The organism is Methylibium sp., assembly GCF_013817345.1.
Taxonomy (GTDB): Bacteria; Pseudomonadota; Gammaproteobacteria; order Burkholderiales; family Burkholderiaceae_C; genus Methylibium.
Genome location: NZ_JACDCW010000037.1, coordinates 1 through 14999 on the forward strand (window position 1 = coordinate 1; position 14999 = coordinate 14999).

Genomic DNA, 14999 nt, shown 5'->3' on the forward strand with positions numbered 1-14999 from the left:
GCGTGGGCGAGTGACCATCGGTGTGTCTCCCCTGCGCCTTGCCTCCGCATTCGGTAGTGAACAGCGGCCCGGGCGCTGCCTCAATCTACGTCGCGAGCGTGGCGCTGGCCGTCCCTAACTACGGATGCGAAGCAGGGGGGTGAACACGCTCCCGTCGAGGCGGGACGCAGCTTCGTCAGGGCGGGGCGCTTGCGGCTGTGGGGGCGGGTGAAGTCGAGGCGGCTGATGCGGCTGATGCAGCCGATGCAGCCGATGCAGCCGATGCAGCCGATGCAGCCGATGCGGCCGATGCGGCCGATGCGGCCGATGCGGCCGATGGAGCGGATCGAGCCGACGGCGCCGATGCCGCACCGGTCGCCCGCAGCTCGATTTCGCGCGCCAGGAAGGGCGCACGCCGCATCGATTCGAGCGCGCCGCGAACGCCCGCTTCGTCCTTCTCGCGCAGCGCTTCGGCCAGCTCGTGCGAGGCGTCGCCGCGCAGCAGCGCGTACTTGCGCAGGATCTCCAGGGTTGCCGCCGAGGGCGCCGCCGGGTCGAGACTGATCGCCGAAAGCTCCTCGAAGCTGGATTGGTATTCGCGCGACACATCGGCGTCGATGCGCCCGGCCAGCTCGTCGAAGGATTGGCTCTGGCTGCGTCCAGCCTCGAAGATGGATTGCCAGCGCGCGCCGATGCGCTCGTCGGTGTCCAGGAACTCGCGGATCGCCTCGCGCGCCTGCAACTCCTCGCCGAGCCGGTAGCGCGGCGCCGGAATCTCGATCACCAGCACGGCCAGCGTGCCCGCGAGCAGGGCGCCGGCCAGCCAGCGCGGGCGCGTGCGCAGCGGGTGCGCGGCCGAGAGCGGGCGTGCCAGCGCAATGCCGAGCAGCGCGCCGGCCCCGAGGCCGCCGATGTGTGCCGCGTTGTCGATGCCCGGAATCACGAAACCGAGCGCGAGGGTTGCCACCGAAAACACGATGACCCCGCCGAACAGCCAGCGAAACTCGAACGGATCGACCCGGCTGCGCTCGCGCGCCAGGCACACCAGCAGGGCACCGTACACGCCGAACACCGCGCCGGATGCGCCGCCCGAGACGGCCCGTTCGCCCTGCACCACGAGCGACAGCAAGTTGCCCGCGACGCCGCTGCCCAGATAGATGAAGGCAAATCGCCCGTGCCCGTACAGGCGCTCGACCAGCCGGCCCCCGTCCCACAGCGCCCACATGTTCATGGCAAGGTGAAGCACGCCAAAGTGCAGGAACATCGCCGAGCCGAGCCGCCACCATTGCCCGTCCTTGGTGGCGGGGCCGAAATTGGCACCCCAGGTGAGCTGCACGTCGTTCGGCGCGTGCCACAGACCCGCACCGAAGGCCAGCATGACGGCGAACACCGCCACGTTGGTGACCACCAGCGCAAGCGTTGCGGGCGTCAGCCGCGCGGGGCTGCGCCACAGGTCGGCCAAGCTGGGCAGGGGCGACGGGGGAGGGCTCATGCAGGAAGTGGGACACGCACCATGGCAGCGAGTGCCGTGCGCAGGGGCACCGGCATGCAAAAAGGGCATGGTAAGCGGCTGCTCATGCTGGTCGTCTGCGTCGGCATGCCCTTGGCGTGGGCCGTCTGCCTTTGTGCCGCGGGCAATAAGAAATGTGTGTAGTCGCCGCTGTGGCGAACGTCGACCCCGGGGAAGCTGCTTATTCCCGGTTGCCGCTGGCAGCGCGGCCCGCTAGTGCGCGCAGGCGCCACTCCCGCGGCGCGCAGCCGTAGCGTCGCTGGAAACTGCGGCTGAAGTGCGCCGCATCGCTGAAGCCGTGGCCGTAGGCGATTTCGGTGATGGTGTGCGCGGCGCGGCGCGGGTCTTGCAGCGCCTGCCGGCAGGCGGCCAGGCGCTCGGACCAGATCCAGCGCTCCAGCGTGCTGCCCTCGTTGCGAAACAGCTTGTGCAGGTAGCTCTTCGACAGCCCGAGAGCCTGCGCGATGCCGCCGACCGACAGGCCCGGATCGCTCAAGTGCCCCGAGGCATGCGCCTTGATGCGGGCGAGTTGCCGGCCGGCGCCGGGCGCTCGGTCCGCCTGCACGGCGGCGCCGTCGTGCAGGCCGCGCAGTCCGCCGGTCAGTACGCTGAGGATGCCCTCGGATACATCGGCGGCGGCGCGCGGGTCGAGCGTGCCCGTGCCGTTGCAGGTCTCTCGCACCATCTGCGCGAGCAAACGCGCCGGCAGCGAATCCGCGGCAACGGCACGTGCGGTCAATTGGTCGCAGCCCGGCAGCCGCTCGCACAGGCTCGCGCGGGGAATACGCAGCACCGCCTGCTGGTAGTCCTGCTCGAGCAGCAGTTCGTAGGATCGGCGCGTGTCGTAGATGCTGAACTGCCCGGGCGAGAGCAGCGCCTCGCGCCCGTCCTGCGTGACCCGGCAATGGCCTTCGAGCTGCAGGCTGACAAGAAAGAACGCCTCGCCGGCCCGCCCCGCTTGCCGCTGCGAGCGGGTTACCCTCTTGCGGTGGTGACCGGCCGAAAGGATGCGCGTGAGCGCCAGGTCGGCCACGTCGCGGTTGAGCATCGAGGCGTCGAAGCCTTCGGGGTCGAGCACCTTGAAGCCCGATTCCACGAAGCGGTCGGAGACGGCCTGGGTCCAGCCCGCCACCCGCAGTTCCGGCGGCAAGCTCAAAGTGGAGAACGCTCTGTCAAACCCCATCGTTGTTCAGTCTTGTGGATTCGTCAATGTCTTGCGGTGCGCTGGCGGACAAGCGCAGGTGTACCGGCAGGCAAGACGCCGCAGCGTCCAGGTGTCAAGCTCACGCATTGTGTTCACGATGGATACCCGCAATGAGTTCTGACGAGCAGCTTCAGGAGTGGCGGCAGATCGCGCTGAAACTCGAGGCGGAGGTGGGCAAGGCGGTGATCGGCCAGCCGGACACCATCCGCCTGATCAACGTGGCCACTTTCGCGCGGGGCCACGTGCTGCTCGAAGGCGACGTGGGCGTCGGCAAGACCACCGTGCTGCGCGCCTTTGCCCGTGCCATCGGTGGTGACTTCGAGCGGGTGGAGGGCACGGTCGATCTGATGCCGGGCGACCTGATCTATCACACCTATGTCGATGCCGAGGGCAAGCCGCGCATCGACCCGGGCCCGCTGCTGCGCCACGGCGAGCGGCTGACTACCTTCTTCTTCAACGAGATCAACCGGGCCCGGCCGCAGGTGCAGTCGCTGCTGCTGCGCGCCATGGCCGAGCGCACGGTGTCGGCCTTCAACCGCGAGTACCGCTTCCCGCACATGACGGTGTTCGCCGACCGCAACAAGGTTGAGAAGGAAGAGACCTTCGAGCTGGCCTCCGCCGCGCGTGACCGCTTCATGTTCGAGCTGAACATGGCCAAGCCGACCGATCGTGCCGTCCGCAAGGCGCTGGTGTTCGAGACGGCCTATCACGACGCCGACGCGCTGATCGACACGGTGCCTGCGGCCATGCTGCCCTGGGACCGGCTCAACGCGATCGGCGCGCTGATCCAGAAAAGCGTGCGCAGCAGCGAGACCATCGAGCGCTACGTGCTCGACGTGTGGGAGGCGAGCGAGACGCCGCTGGCCTTCGGTGTGCGGCTGGAAGGCGTGGACATGAAGCGGCTCATCCTGGCCGGCGCCAGCCCGCGCGGCATGAGTGCGCTGATGCGCGCGTCGCGCGTGGTGGCCTGGCTGAATGGCCGCACGCACCTCGAGCCGGACGACATACGCTCGGTGCTGCCCTCGGTGCTCGGCCACCGGATCTTCTTCACGCCGGTGTACGAGCTGCGCCGGGCCGAACTGTCCGACGCGCTGGTCGAGAAGATCATGGACAAGGTCGCCGCACCTTGAACTCGAACCGCACCGTAGCTGAAGGCAGGGCCGTGCGCCCCTCACCCCCATCCTCTCCCAAAGGGAGAGGATACCGTTCTTCCCGGGCAGCATGACCGCCGCGGCTGAATTCCACTACCGCCTGCCGGCCAGCTTCGGCGGCTACCGGCCCGGCGCGCACAAGGGCACGAGCCTGGGCGCCGGGCAGGGCTTCGCAGCGCATAAGCGCCTGTTCGACCATCCCGATCCGCGCCGCCTGGACCTGCGCGCCAGCGTGCGCGACGTGCGCCAGGAGTGGCTGGTGCGCATCCAGCGCCAGCGGGTCGCGGTGCCGGTAAATGCGGTGGTCGATGTGTCGGCGTCGATGCACTTCGGCGCGGCACGCAGCAAGCTCGAGGTCGCGGCCGATTTCGTGGAAGCGCTGGGCAGCAGCGCCTTTCGCGCCGGCGACGCGTGCGGTCTTCTTGCCTTCGACCATGCCGAGCGCGAGGACCTCTTCATGCCGGCGCGCCACAGCCGCGGCGCCGGCTTCGTGATGGGGCAGTTGCTTCGCGATTGCACCGCGGATGACGATGCCGCGAGCAACCCGCAAAAGGCGGGCAACCGCGGTGGCATCGACGGACTGCGGCCAGCGGTCGCGCGCCTGGCAGGGCGCAAGGGCCTGGTGTTTCTGGTGTCCGATTTCCACTGGCCGCTGGCCGGCCTGGACGCCGTGCTCGAACTGCTCGCGCCGGCCTGCGTAGTGCCCATGGTCGCCTGGGACCCCGCTGAAACCGAACCCCCGGACGCGCAGGCGCTGGTGGCCGTGAGCGATGCTGAGACCGGCGTGCGCCGCAGTTTGTGGATGCGTGAATCGCTGCGCAGCGAATGGCGCGCCGGAGTCGCCGCGCGCCGGGATGAGTTGCGCACGCTGTTCGAAGGGCGCGGGCTGGAACCTTTCTATTTGCACGGCGCGTTCGACGGCGAAGGGCTGACACGCCATTTCCTGGAGGCCGTGGCGTGAGACACAGCACGCACTTCCATTTGGCGCCGGAAAGCCTTTCTTCTTCGAAGCATCGCGAGAAGGCGAGCCGGGCTGCTCTTCACTACCTCGGTCTGCTGGCTATTACCTCGGCGATCAGCCTCGGTCCGACGGCGCAAGTGCGTGCGCAGCCAGTTGCCGCTGATGCGCCGGGAAGTGCGGCGTCGGGTACCGACAGCGGACCGGTCGGCAGCGAAGCTGCCGCCGCGTCTGCCGCGTCAGCTGCCTTGAAGCCACTGGGATCCGCTGGCACGCCGGCCATCATCGAACAACCGCGCAGCTTCGGGCACATGCTCGGCGACGTGCTGACGCAGCGTGTCCTGCTCGAACACGCCGGCCGCTCGCTCGAGCCGGCCGCCCCGCCGGCCGCGGACCGCGTTGGCCTGTGGCTCGAACGCCGCCCGGCGCACATCGAAACCGACGGCGAAGGACAGCGCTGGCTCGCGATCGACTACCAGATCATCAACGCCCCGCGTGCGCTCATGAGCGTTCCCCTGCCGGCGCTGACGATCGCCACGAACTCGGGTGTCACGCTCGCCGTGCCGGCCTGGCCGATCAGCATCGGTCCCCTGACGCCGGAGGCGGTGTTCGGCCAGGGCGAGCTGCAGCCGCTGCGCCCCGATCGACCGGTCGCCGCCTTGCCCACGGCCAACGTCCAGCGGCAGTTCCTCGCCGCGCTGGCTGCGCTCGGCGCGGTGCTGCTCACCTGGCTGGGCTGGTGGGCCTGGCGCAACGCGCGTGAGGCTCACCGCCTGCCGTTTGCGCGCGCGCGGCAGGAACTGAAGCATCTGCAGCGAGCCCATCGCGGCCAACCGCTCGGCGCCATCCCCGACGCCTGGCTGGCGATGCACCGCGCCCTCAATGCCACCGCCGGGCGGGTGGTGCATCAGGCCAGCTTGCCCCGGCTGCTGGTCGAGGCGCCGCATCTGCGGCCGCTGGCCGAGCGGCTGGAAGACTTCTATCGCCAGTCGGCCGCGCGCTTCTTCGCCGACCGGCCGACCGCGCCGTACGAACTGCTCGAGCTGTGCCGCGAATTGCGGCAGGCCGAGCAGCGCCACGCGCGCTAGCCGGCATCGGGACCAAGACGCGATGCACCTGGATTTCGCCCAGCCCTGGTTGCTGCTCCTGCTGCCGCTGGCCCTGCTGCCGCTGCTGCGCCGGCGCAGCGACACGCTGGTGTTCTCCTACCTCGCCTGGCTGCCTGACGACCGCGTCGGCCGCATCGTCGGTTTTCTCTGGCGCGCATTTGCCGTCACGGCGATGGCGGCCATCGTGATCGGCCTGGCCGGGCCGGGGCAGTCCGGCACGCAGGTGCTGCGCACCGGCCGCGGCGCCGAAGTGCTGATCCTCATGGACCGCAGCTCCAGCATGGACGCGGTGGTCCACCTCAATGCGCCGGCCGTTGCGGGGGGCTTCTCCGTGACCGAATCGAAAAGCGAGATCGTGCGCAAGCTGCTCGCCGACTTCGTGGCCAAGCGGCCCGACGATCGCTTCGCTTTCATGGCCTTCAGCACCAGCCCGATGCCGGCGGTGCCCTTCACCCAGAACGGCAAGGTGATCCAGTCGGCGCTGGCGGCCACCGGCATCGGCCGCGGCCTGCCCGACACGCACATGGGCAGTGCGCTGCTGGCGGCGATCCGCGAATTCGAGGGCCGGGCCTATTCGGGCAGCCGCATCGTGCTGGTGGTGTCGGACGGCGGCGCGCAGCTCGACGAGACGACGCGCCAGCGTATCGAGGCCGGGCTGTCACGCGAGAAGATCGCGCTGTACTGGATCTACATCCGCAGCGGGCCCAACTCGCCCAGCCTGACCGGCAACGGCAGCGGTGAGGCGCAAGGCATCTACGAGTCGGGCGAGGAGATGGCGTTGCACACCTTCTTCCTGTCGCTGCCCACGCCCTACCGGCTCTACCAGACCGACGACTCTGCCGCCATGGCCGCGGCGATGGCGGAGATCAACCGCCAGCAGAATTTTCCGCTGTCGTTCTACGAGCGCGTGCCGCGCGTGGACTGGAGCGCCGGCTTCTACGTGGCAGCGCTGCTGGCCTGCGCCGGGCTGCTCGTCTGCCGGTCGGTGCAATTGCAGAACTGGCGCGGCGCCCGGAGCGAGACATGAGACGGCATTCGGTACACGGTTTTTTCGCGGTCGCGGCGCTGGTGTGCGCGGGCGTGGCGCTGGCTCAGGGCCTGCGGCTGCGCCAGACAATCACGCTCAACCAGCAGATCGCCGCCACCGCCGAGGCGCCGGTCGAGCCCGATGCCGCACCGGCCGCGCGCGATGCACCTCGCGAGGTGCGGCTGGCGCGGGCGGTGAGCCTTTCCCGGGCGGGTGCCCACGACGCCGCCTTCAAGAGCTACAGCGGCCTGATCGAGCCGGGCCGCCCCGACGCCATCGGCCGGGAAGCGCTTTTCAACCTGGGCAACATGTACTTGCGCCAAGGCATGGGGCAGCCACCTGAGCCCGGCGACACCGCGACCGCGGCGGCGCCCGGCCTGCGCAGCGCTGCCGAGGCCTCGCCGCTGGTCGAGCTGGCCAAGCAGCGCTATCGCGACCTGCTGCGCATGAATCCCGACGATTGGGACGCCCGCTACAACCTCGAGCGCGCGCTGAGAGTCGCGCCCGAGGAGCAGCCGGCCTTTGCCGAAGACGAGAACGTGCCGGTCGAGCGGCGTCGCGTCCTTTTGCGCGGCATGGAGCCCGGAGACCTGCCTTGAGCACCGAGGCTTCGCGCCTGCTGCGCCGGGCTCTGGGCTCGGTGCACACCCGGGCGCACTGGCCGATCAGTCTGGCCCTGGCGCTGCTGATCGCCGCCGTCTGGCTGCCGCCGGTGACGCTCGAGCGCTCGACCTGGAGCTACATGGTCACGTTCGACATCACGCAGAGCATGAACGTGGACGACATGGTGGTGGGCGGCGTGCCCGCAACGCGCCTGGAGGCGGCGCGCGCCACCATGCGTGAGGCGCTGCGCCGGCTGCCCTGCGGCTCCAAGGTGGGCTGGTCGGTCTTTGCCGACTACCGCGTGATGCCGCTGCTGCTGCCGGTGGAGGTGTGCAGCCATTACGAGGAACTGCTCGCCGCGCTGGCGAAGATCGACGGCAGCATGCGCTGGGCCAATGCCAGCAACGTCGGCAAGGGCGTGAGCTGGACGCTGCGCACCGCGCTGGCCATCGGCGGCGACACGGGCGTCGTGTTCTTCACCGATGGTCACGAATCGCCGCCGCTGCGCCCGCGCGAGTCGCCGCCCATCCACGACGTCACGCCGGGCGAGATCGGCGGCTGGGTGATCGGCGTGGGCGGCGACCTGCCGGCGCGCATTCCGCGCACCGATCGCGACGGCAACCCGGCCGGCTACTGGGCCGCGGCGGACGTCGTGCAACGCTTCGAAGGCGGCAGCGGCACCGAACACGAGCACCTTTCGGAGCTGCGCGACAACCACCTGCAGGGCCTGGCCAAGCTGATGGGCATCGGTTATCAGCGGCTCGGCACCACGGCTTCACTGGGCAGCGCACTGCTCGATCCGGCGCTGGCGCGGCCCGAGCCGGTGGCGACCGATCTGCGCTGGCTGCCCGCGTTGCTCGCGCTGCTGCTGCTGGCCTGGCGCTTCGTGCCCGATACGGTGCTGCTGCGCCGCTGGCTGATGCGCCGGCGCGGCACCGGCAAGCCGGTCAGAGCGAACTGAGCACGCCGATCTGCAGCAGGCCCAGCACCACCACGCCGAGCACGATGCGGTAGTAGACGAAGGGCAGGTAAGTGCGCGTCGAGACCAGCTTCAGGAACACCACGATCACCCAGTAGCCGACCGCAAAGGCCACCAGTGTGGCCAGCGCCGTCGGGCCGGCGCCTATCGGGCCGGGCTGGCCCCAGGTCTTGAAGAGCTGATAGAAGCCGGCGGCCAGCACCGCGGGCACTGCAAGCAGAAAGGAATAACGCGCCGCAGCTTCCCGCGTATAGCCCATGATCAGCCCGGCCGTGATGGTGCCGCCCGAGCGCGACACGCCGGGAATCAGGGCGGTGGCCTGTGCCAGCCCGAACAGCACGCCATGCATCCAGGTCAGCCGCCGCAGGTCGTGCTGCTTGTGGCCGTAGCGATCTGCTGCGGCGAGCACCAGCGCGAAGACGATCAGCACGGTGGCCGTGATGTACAGGTTGCGAAGGGAGCCTTCGATCGCGTCCTTGAACAACAGGCCGAGCGCGGCGATGGGCACGGTGCCGATGATGACCAGCCAGGCCATGCGCGCATCGGGATCGCCCCGCTGGCCGCGGCCGACAACCGACGCGAACCAGGCCTTCGTCATGCGCCCGATCTCACGGCGGAAATAGATCAGCACCGCCAGCTCGGTGCCGATCTGCGTGATCGCAGTGAACGCCGCACCGGGGTCGCCGCCCGAAGGCAGCAGCGGGCCGATGATGCGCAGGTGGGCGCTCGAGGAGACCGGCAGGAACTCGGTCAGCCCTTGCACCAGGCCGAGGAATGCTGCCTCGAACCAGATCATTGCGCCGCTGCTCATGCGGCCTGTGCGCGGCAGGCTGACGCGATTGCCATGGGCCGGGGTGCGGCGGTCTGCTGCAGCGCCTTCATGAGAGATTGCCTCGCCGGTGCTGAACGAAGCCGATCGCAGCGACGAGCGGCAAGCTCAGTTCGAGGATTTCTTCCACCGCGCCGACCAGCACGCCCGTGGCGACCGGCGCGACGATGTCGAAGTCTTCGGCCAGGATGTTGATCGAGCGGTCGAACACTTTGGACACGATCATCGTGCCCAGGAAAATGGCCACCGTGGTGGCGACCGTTTCACGCCGGCGCAAGCCTTGCCAGACGCTGTACGCATAGCACCGGATCACGAACACGCCGGCCGCAGCCACCATCAGCACCACGGCGCCGGAAACGAGCTTTTGCACGAGCGGCGCCTCGCGCAGATAAAAACTCAGCTTGAGCATGCTGCCGCCGGTCCAGGCCTTGTGCAGATCCATCTCGCGAGCGCCGAAGGCGACGAAGACGATGCACAGCGCGGTCCAGCCGAGCAGGTCGTCTCCGGGTCGGCGCCACCACCACATCGCGGCGGCGAGTGCGAAGTACAGCAGCTCCGTGGGCCGTTCGACGAGGCCGCCCTCCGTGGTGATTTCTTTCAGCGTTGCCGGATCGAGCGCCAGCCACAGCGCCAGGGCGAACATCAGCGCTAGCACAGGGGGCGTTATGGCCAGGTAGCGCGAATGCCGAAACGAAGAATCGACGGAAGGCGGGCCTAGCGGGCGCAGTGCCCCAGCGTTGTGGTGTGGTTTTGTCATGAGGCGCAAGTCGAGCGGGCCGAGTTTAGAGCGACGGTGTGACGGCCGACGGCATGCGCTCGAGACATTCGAGCGCCGTACGACTCGAACGCTGGAAGCGTGAATCCTGCGCGGCTCGGCGCGAACGATGCTCAAGCCCGCAAGGCCGCCGCGGCCCGTGCAACCAGCTCGGGGCCCTCGAAGATGAGCCCGGTGTAGATCTGCACCAGGTCGGCGCCGGCCTCGCGCTTGGCCCGCGCATCGGCGGCACTCATCACGCCGCCCACGCCGATGATCGGATAGGCCTCACCCAGTGCCGAGCGGAGTTGCCGCACGACCCGGTTGCTGGCCGCAGCCAGCGGTCGCCCGCTCAAGCCACCCTTCTCGCGGGCGTGCGCAAGGCCAGCCACCGCTTCTCGGGCCAGCGTGGTGTTGGTGGCGATCACGCCGTCGATCGCGTTCCTTGCGAGCGTGGCTGCGATCAGGCCGACCTGCGCTTCGTCGAGGTCCGGGGCGATCTTGACGAACAGCGGCACGGCGCGGCGATGACGTGCACTCAGGCGCTCGCGCCGTTCCTGCAGTTTGCCTAGCAGCGCGTCCAGCGCCGCGTCGCTCTGCAGGCTGCGCAGGTTTTGCGTGTTGGGACTGGAAATGTTGACCGTCACGTAGTCGGCATGCTCGTACACGCCTTCCAGGCACAGCAGGTAATCGTCTGCCGCGCGCTCGATCGGCGTGGCGGCGTTCTTGCCGATGTTCAGGCCGAGGATGCCGCCGCCGCTGCGAAAGCGCGCGCGCCGCACGTTGGCGAGAAAGGCATCGAGCCCGTCGTTGTTGAAGCCCAGCCGGTTGATCAGCGCGCCCGCCTCGGGCAGGCGGAACACGCGCGGCTTCGGGTTGCCCGGCTGGGGCAGGGGCGTGACGGTGCCGACCTCGATGAAGCCGAAGCCCATCGCGCCCAGGCCATCGATGCAGCGGCCGTTCTTGTCCAGGCCGGCGGCCAGGCCGATGCGGTTGGGAAAGTGCAGCCCCGCCACCATCACGGGATCGGCGACGCGCGGCTGTTGCCACAGACACTGCAGCGGCGTGTTCTGCAGCTTGGCGATCGACCCCAGGGTCAGCTCGTGCGCGTGTTCGGCGTCCAGGCCGAACAGGAAGGGGCGCGTCAACGCATACGGAACTAGGGCCATGGGCGCGGATTGTCCCAGAGCGTCGCCGCGCACCGGCCAGGTCACCCGACAGGTGTGTGCAACGGGATAATCCGGCGGTCGCCACCGCTCGCTCGTCTCCGCCATGAATCAGCAGAAACTAAAGGTACTTGTCGGCCGCGCCGCGCTCGAGCAGGTGGTCGAAGGCAGCGTCGTCGGCGTCGGCACCGGCTCGACCGTGGACTGCTTCATCGATGCGCTGGCCGGCATGAAGGAACGCATCGCAGGCGCGGTGTCGAGTTCGATGCGCAGCAGCGAGCGGCTGCGCGCGCATGGCATTCGCGTGTTCGAGGCCGAAGCGGTCGAGTCGCTGCCGGTCTACATAGACGGCGCCGACGAGATCGACCGGCGCGGCTTCATGATCAAGGGCGGCGGTGCCGCACTCACGCGCGAAAAGATCGTCGCCGACCTGGCCGAGCGTTTCGTGTGCATCGCCGACGCTTCCAAGCTGGTCGACGTGCTCGGCCGTTTCCCACTGCCGGTGGAGGTGCTGCCGATGGCGGCCGCCCAGGTGGCGCGCCGCTTCGTGCGGCTCGGCGGCCAGGCGCGTTTGCGCGAAGGCGTGGTTACCGACAACGGGCAGTGCATCCTGGACGTGCACGGCCTGCAGATCACCGACCCCTTGGGATTCGAGACCGAAGTGAACCAGTGGCCCGGTGTCCTCACCGTGGGCGTTTTCGCCCGCCACAAAGCCGCGCTGTGCCTGCTCGGTACCGACGAGGGCGTGCAGACCCTGCGGTTTTGAACCGGCCGCGCAAGGCGAGTGCGCCTTTTCGCGCTGTGCCGCGCTCAGAAACGGATGCCGTTCGGCGTCGCCTCCAGCGCGGGCGGCAGCGCAGCCGGTGTCTCGGGCGCGCGCACCACGGCAGGTGGCCCGGGAGGCGGCACCATGGCCAGCGGCATCGGTTCCCAACCGCGGTAACCGTTGGGCAGGCGTGAGGTAGCCGGGTAGCCGGCCAGGTCCAGGTCGTTAGCCCAGGTCGTTTCCGAGAAGTTGCGCAAGACCTGCTGGCCGATGCGCAGCACCGGCACTTCCGTACCGAGGTTCAGGCTCTGGAAGGCCTTCGAGTCGGCCAGCGTGGTGACCGTCTTTTCGGCAAACGGGACGCCGCGGCGGCGCAGGTAATTGCGGCCGTTGTCGCAAGGTGCGCAGGTGGGCATGGTGTACAGCGTGACCGGGAAGCGCGCGGCCGGTTGCTGCAGGGCCGCAGGCAGGGCCTCGCCGGAGGCGACGACATCCGTGGGCAGACTCAACGGCGCCACGCGTGCGGCGCCGGCGAGCGACGGGCGGTCGGTGTAGGTGACGCGGCCGTCCGGCTCGACCACCTTGTACTGAGCCTGCGGCGCCGTGCTGACCATCAGCGCGGACAAGGCGAACAACGCAGCAGCGGGGCGGCGGCTCATGATCACACTCCGGATTTCAAACGCAGCCGCGATCGTAGTTCACCGCGGCGGCTGATTCGACCCTTCCCGCTGTCGTGCGCGCACTGGCCTGCCGGCGAGGCCAGGACTGGCAATACGTCACGGCGACACGGCATGGACCGTGCGCCTCGTCGCCGTTCGCCGAAGCAGCGGCGAGCCCTTCCGCGGCTCGACCGGCTTAATCCGCCATGCCCTGGTGCCGCAGCAGTGCATCGATGCTCGGCTCCCGGCCGCGGAAGGCCTTGAAGCTTTCCATCGCCGGGCGGCTGCCGCCGGCTTCCAGGATGGCCTGCCTGTAGCGACGACCCACGGCGGGGTTGAACACGCCTTCTTCCTCGAAGGCGGCATAGGCGTCGGCGCTCAGCACCTCGGCCCACTTGTAGCTGTAGTAGCCGGCCGCATAGCCGCCCGCGAAGATGTGCGAGAAGCTGTGCTGGAAGCGGTTGAATGCCGGCGGCGGGAAGAGTGACACCTCGTCGCGCACTTCATCGAGCACCTGCTGTACCTTGCCGGCGCTGCCCGGCTCGGCGTGCAGGCGCATGTCGAACAAGGACAGTTCGACCTGGCGCAGCGTCTGCAGGCCGCTCTGGAAGTTCTTCGCGGCGAGCATCTTGTCGAACAAGGCGCGCGGCAGCGGCTCCCCGATATCGACATGCGCGGTCATGTGGCGCACCACGTCCCATTCCCAGCAGAAGTTCTCCATGAACTGGCTGGGCAGCTCGACGGCATCCCATTCGACGCCGGCAATGCCGGCCACCCCGATGTCGTCGACCTGCGTGAGCATGTGGTGCAGGCCGTGGCCGAATTCGTGGAAGAGCGTGGTCACGTCGTCGTGCGAGAGCAGTGCCGGCCGCTCCTTGCCGTTCTTGCCGACGACCGGTGCGGCGAAGTTGCACACGAGCTGTGCCACCGGGGTCTGCGGCGCTGCGCCGTTGCTGTCGGGCCGTGCCCAGCGGCCGCGCACGTCGTCCATCCAGGCACCGGGCCGCTTGCCGGGGCGGGCGTAGGGGTCGAGGTAGAACTGGCCGACTAAACGCGGGCCGTCGGTGGAGCCGGCAGGCGCCGCACGCTCGATGCGGAAGAAGCGCACGTGTTCGTTCCACACCGGCGCCGTGTCGGGGCGGATCGCCACTTCGAACAGCGTCTCGATGATCTTGAACAGACCCGCCAGCACCTTGGGCTCGGTGAAGTACTGCTTGACCTCGTTGTCGCTGAAGGCGTAGCGCGCCTCCTTGAGCTTTTCGGCGACGAAGGCCAGGTCCCAGGCCTGCATGTCGGCCAGCACCAACTCGGTGGCGGCGAATTCGCGCAGCTCGGCGAGGTCGCGCTCGGCATGCGGACGCGCACGGCGTGCAAGGTCGCGCAGGAAGTCCATCACCTGCTGCGGCGAGTCGGCCATCTTGGCGATGAGCGATACCTCGGCGAAGTTCGCGTAGCCGAGCAGTTCGGCTTCTTCCTGGCGCAGCGCCAGCACCTCGCGCATCACCGCGCTGTTGTCGCGCTCAGTGGCGCCGGGCTTGATGTCCCCCTGGACCGTTGCCGCCAGTTCGCTGGCGCGCGTGACATGGGCGCGGTAGAGCCGCTCGCGCAGCCGGCGGTCGCGGGCGTACTGCATGACCGGGATGTAGACCGGCATGTGCAGGCTGAGCTTGTGACCGGTGTCGAGGCCTGCTGCCTGTGCGGCGGCGCGAGTGGCGGCACGAACGTCTTCCGGCACGCCGTCGAGCTCGCTTTCGGTGGCAATGCACGACCACGCATCGGTCGCGTCGAGCACGTGTTCGGAGAAGGCCTGGCCCATTTCGGCCTGCCGGGCCTGAATGGCGGAAAAGCGGTCCTTGGCGGCGCCCTGCAACTCAGCGCCCGACAGCACGAAGTCGCGCATGGCGTTGGCCAGCGCCTTGCGTCGTGCCGCGTTCAGCGCGGCGGCCTGCGGCGCGGTAGCGACGGCCTTGTACTTGGCGTAGAGCCGCTCGTCGGCGCCGAGTTTCGTATAGAAGGCGGTGACCTTAGGGAGCGCCTCGGTGTAGGCAGCGCGCAGCTCCGGCGTATCGGCAACGGCGTTCAAGTGGCTCACGGCGCTCCACGCGCGGCCCAGGCGCTCGGTGGCGGTGTCGAACACCGCCGACATCGCGTCGTAATCGGCCGGCACGTCGGGGCCGACCACGGCTTCGAGCGCTGCCTCGCCTTCGGCCAGCAGTGCGTTGACGGCAGGCGCCACATGCTCGGGGCGGATCTCGCCGAAGCGGGGAAGGGCGGAGGTGTCGAGAAGGGGGTTATGCATCGGGTT

Annotated in this window: 14 protein-coding genes; 7 read left to right on the top strand and 7 right to left on the bottom strand. The window is 69.1% G+C overall.

The features are described 5' to 3' along the window. Window positions 1-175: 175 nt before the first annotated feature. Entirely contained in the window at window positions 176-1471 is a 1296-nt protein-coding gene (locus H0W40_RS09065) for a rhomboid family intramembrane serine protease (protein ID WP_292445490.1), read from the bottom strand. A gap of 199 nt (window positions 1472-1670) precedes the next feature. Continuing rightward, window positions 1671-2672 carry a helix-turn-helix domain-containing protein gene (locus H0W40_RS09070; protein ID WP_292445491.1) on the bottom strand — a complete coding sequence of 334 codons (1002 nt, stop codon included), beginning with the start codon at window positions 2670-2672 and terminating at the stop codon, window positions 1671-1673. 131 nt (window positions 2673-2803) lie between these two features. Between H0W40_RS09070 and H0W40_RS09075 the strand changes: the two genes are divergently transcribed. The 6 genes from H0W40_RS09075 (at window position 2804) to H0W40_RS09100 (ending at window position 8502) form a co-directional block, all read left to right on the top strand. Next, window positions 2804-3823 carry a MoxR family ATPase gene (locus H0W40_RS09075; protein WP_292445492.1) on the top strand — a complete coding sequence of 340 codons (1020 nt, stop codon included), beginning with the start codon at window positions 2804-2806 and terminating at the stop codon, window positions 3821-3823. Between the two features lie 91 nt (window positions 3824-3914). Further along, window positions 3915-4805: an MxaS protein gene (locus H0W40_RS09080; RefSeq protein WP_292445494.1), complete on the top strand. Its 891-nt coding sequence runs from the start codon at window positions 3915-3917 to the stop codon at window positions 4803-4805. Window positions 4806-5050: 245 nt separating this feature from the next. Then, complete coding sequence (locus H0W40_RS09085) at window positions 5051-5890, top strand: calcium incorporation protein MxaA (protein ID WP_292445496.1); 840 nt, start codon at window positions 5051-5053, stop codon at window positions 5888-5890. 22 nt (window positions 5891-5912) lie between these two features. After that, window positions 5913-6938, top strand: coding sequence for a vWA domain-containing protein (locus tag H0W40_RS09090; RefSeq protein ID WP_292445497.1), 1026 nt, complete (start codon window positions 5913-5915; stop codon window positions 6936-6938). Continuing rightward, complete coding sequence (locus tag H0W40_RS09095; protein WP_292445499.1) at window positions 6935-7537, top strand: MxaK protein; 603 nt, start codon at window positions 6935-6937, stop codon at window positions 7535-7537. The genes H0W40_RS09090 and H0W40_RS09095 overlap by 4 nt, the downstream gene beginning before the upstream one ends. Further along, a complete protein-coding gene (locus H0W40_RS09100) occupies window positions 7534-8502 on the top strand; it encodes an MxaL protein (protein WP_292445500.1) in 969 nt (322 codons plus the stop codon). Before H0W40_RS09095 ends, H0W40_RS09100 begins: the two co-directional genes overlap by 4 nt. Here H0W40_RS09100 and H0W40_RS09105 read toward each other — a convergent pair. From H0W40_RS09105 to H0W40_RS09115, 3 genes are all read right to left on the bottom strand, one after another. Beyond that, the gene (locus tag H0W40_RS09105; RefSeq protein WP_292445501.1) at window positions 8489-9331 is read right to left on the bottom strand and encodes an undecaprenyl-diphosphate phosphatase; all 843 of its coding nucleotides are present in this window, start codon (window positions 9329-9331) and stop codon (window positions 8489-8491) included. The two genes, H0W40_RS09100 and H0W40_RS09105, sit on opposite strands and share 14 nt — an antisense overlap. A gap of 67 nt (window positions 9332-9398) precedes the next feature. Continuing rightward, window positions 9399-10106: a hypothetical protein gene (locus H0W40_RS09110; RefSeq protein WP_292445503.1), complete on the bottom strand. Its 708-nt coding sequence runs from the start codon at window positions 10104-10106 to the stop codon at window positions 9399-9401. Window positions 10107-10237: 131 nt separating this feature from the next. Then, window positions 10238-11272, bottom strand: coding sequence for a quinone-dependent dihydroorotate dehydrogenase (locus H0W40_RS09115; protein ID WP_292445504.1), 1035 nt, complete (start codon window positions 11270-11272; stop codon window positions 10238-10240). Window positions 11273-11375: 103 nt separating this feature from the next. On the opposite strand from H0W40_RS09115, the gene rpiA reads away from it, so the two are divergent. Continuing rightward, a complete protein-coding gene (gene rpiA / locus H0W40_RS09120; RefSeq protein WP_292445506.1) occupies window positions 11376-12035 on the top strand; it encodes a ribose-5-phosphate isomerase RpiA in 660 nt (219 codons plus the stop codon). A gap of 44 nt (window positions 12036-12079) precedes the next feature. On the opposite strand, the gene H0W40_RS09125 is transcribed toward rpiA, so the two are convergent. After that, window positions 12080-12694, bottom strand: coding sequence for a glutaredoxin family protein (locus H0W40_RS09125; RefSeq protein ID WP_292445507.1), 615 nt, complete (start codon window positions 12692-12694; stop codon window positions 12080-12082). A 196-nt stretch (window positions 12695-12890) separates the two neighbouring features. Continuing rightward, window positions 12891-14993: a M3 family metallopeptidase gene (locus H0W40_RS09130; protein ID WP_292445509.1), complete on the bottom strand. Its 2103-nt coding sequence runs from the start codon at window positions 14991-14993 to the stop codon at window positions 12891-12893. Window positions 14994-14999: the final 6 nt, after the last annotated feature.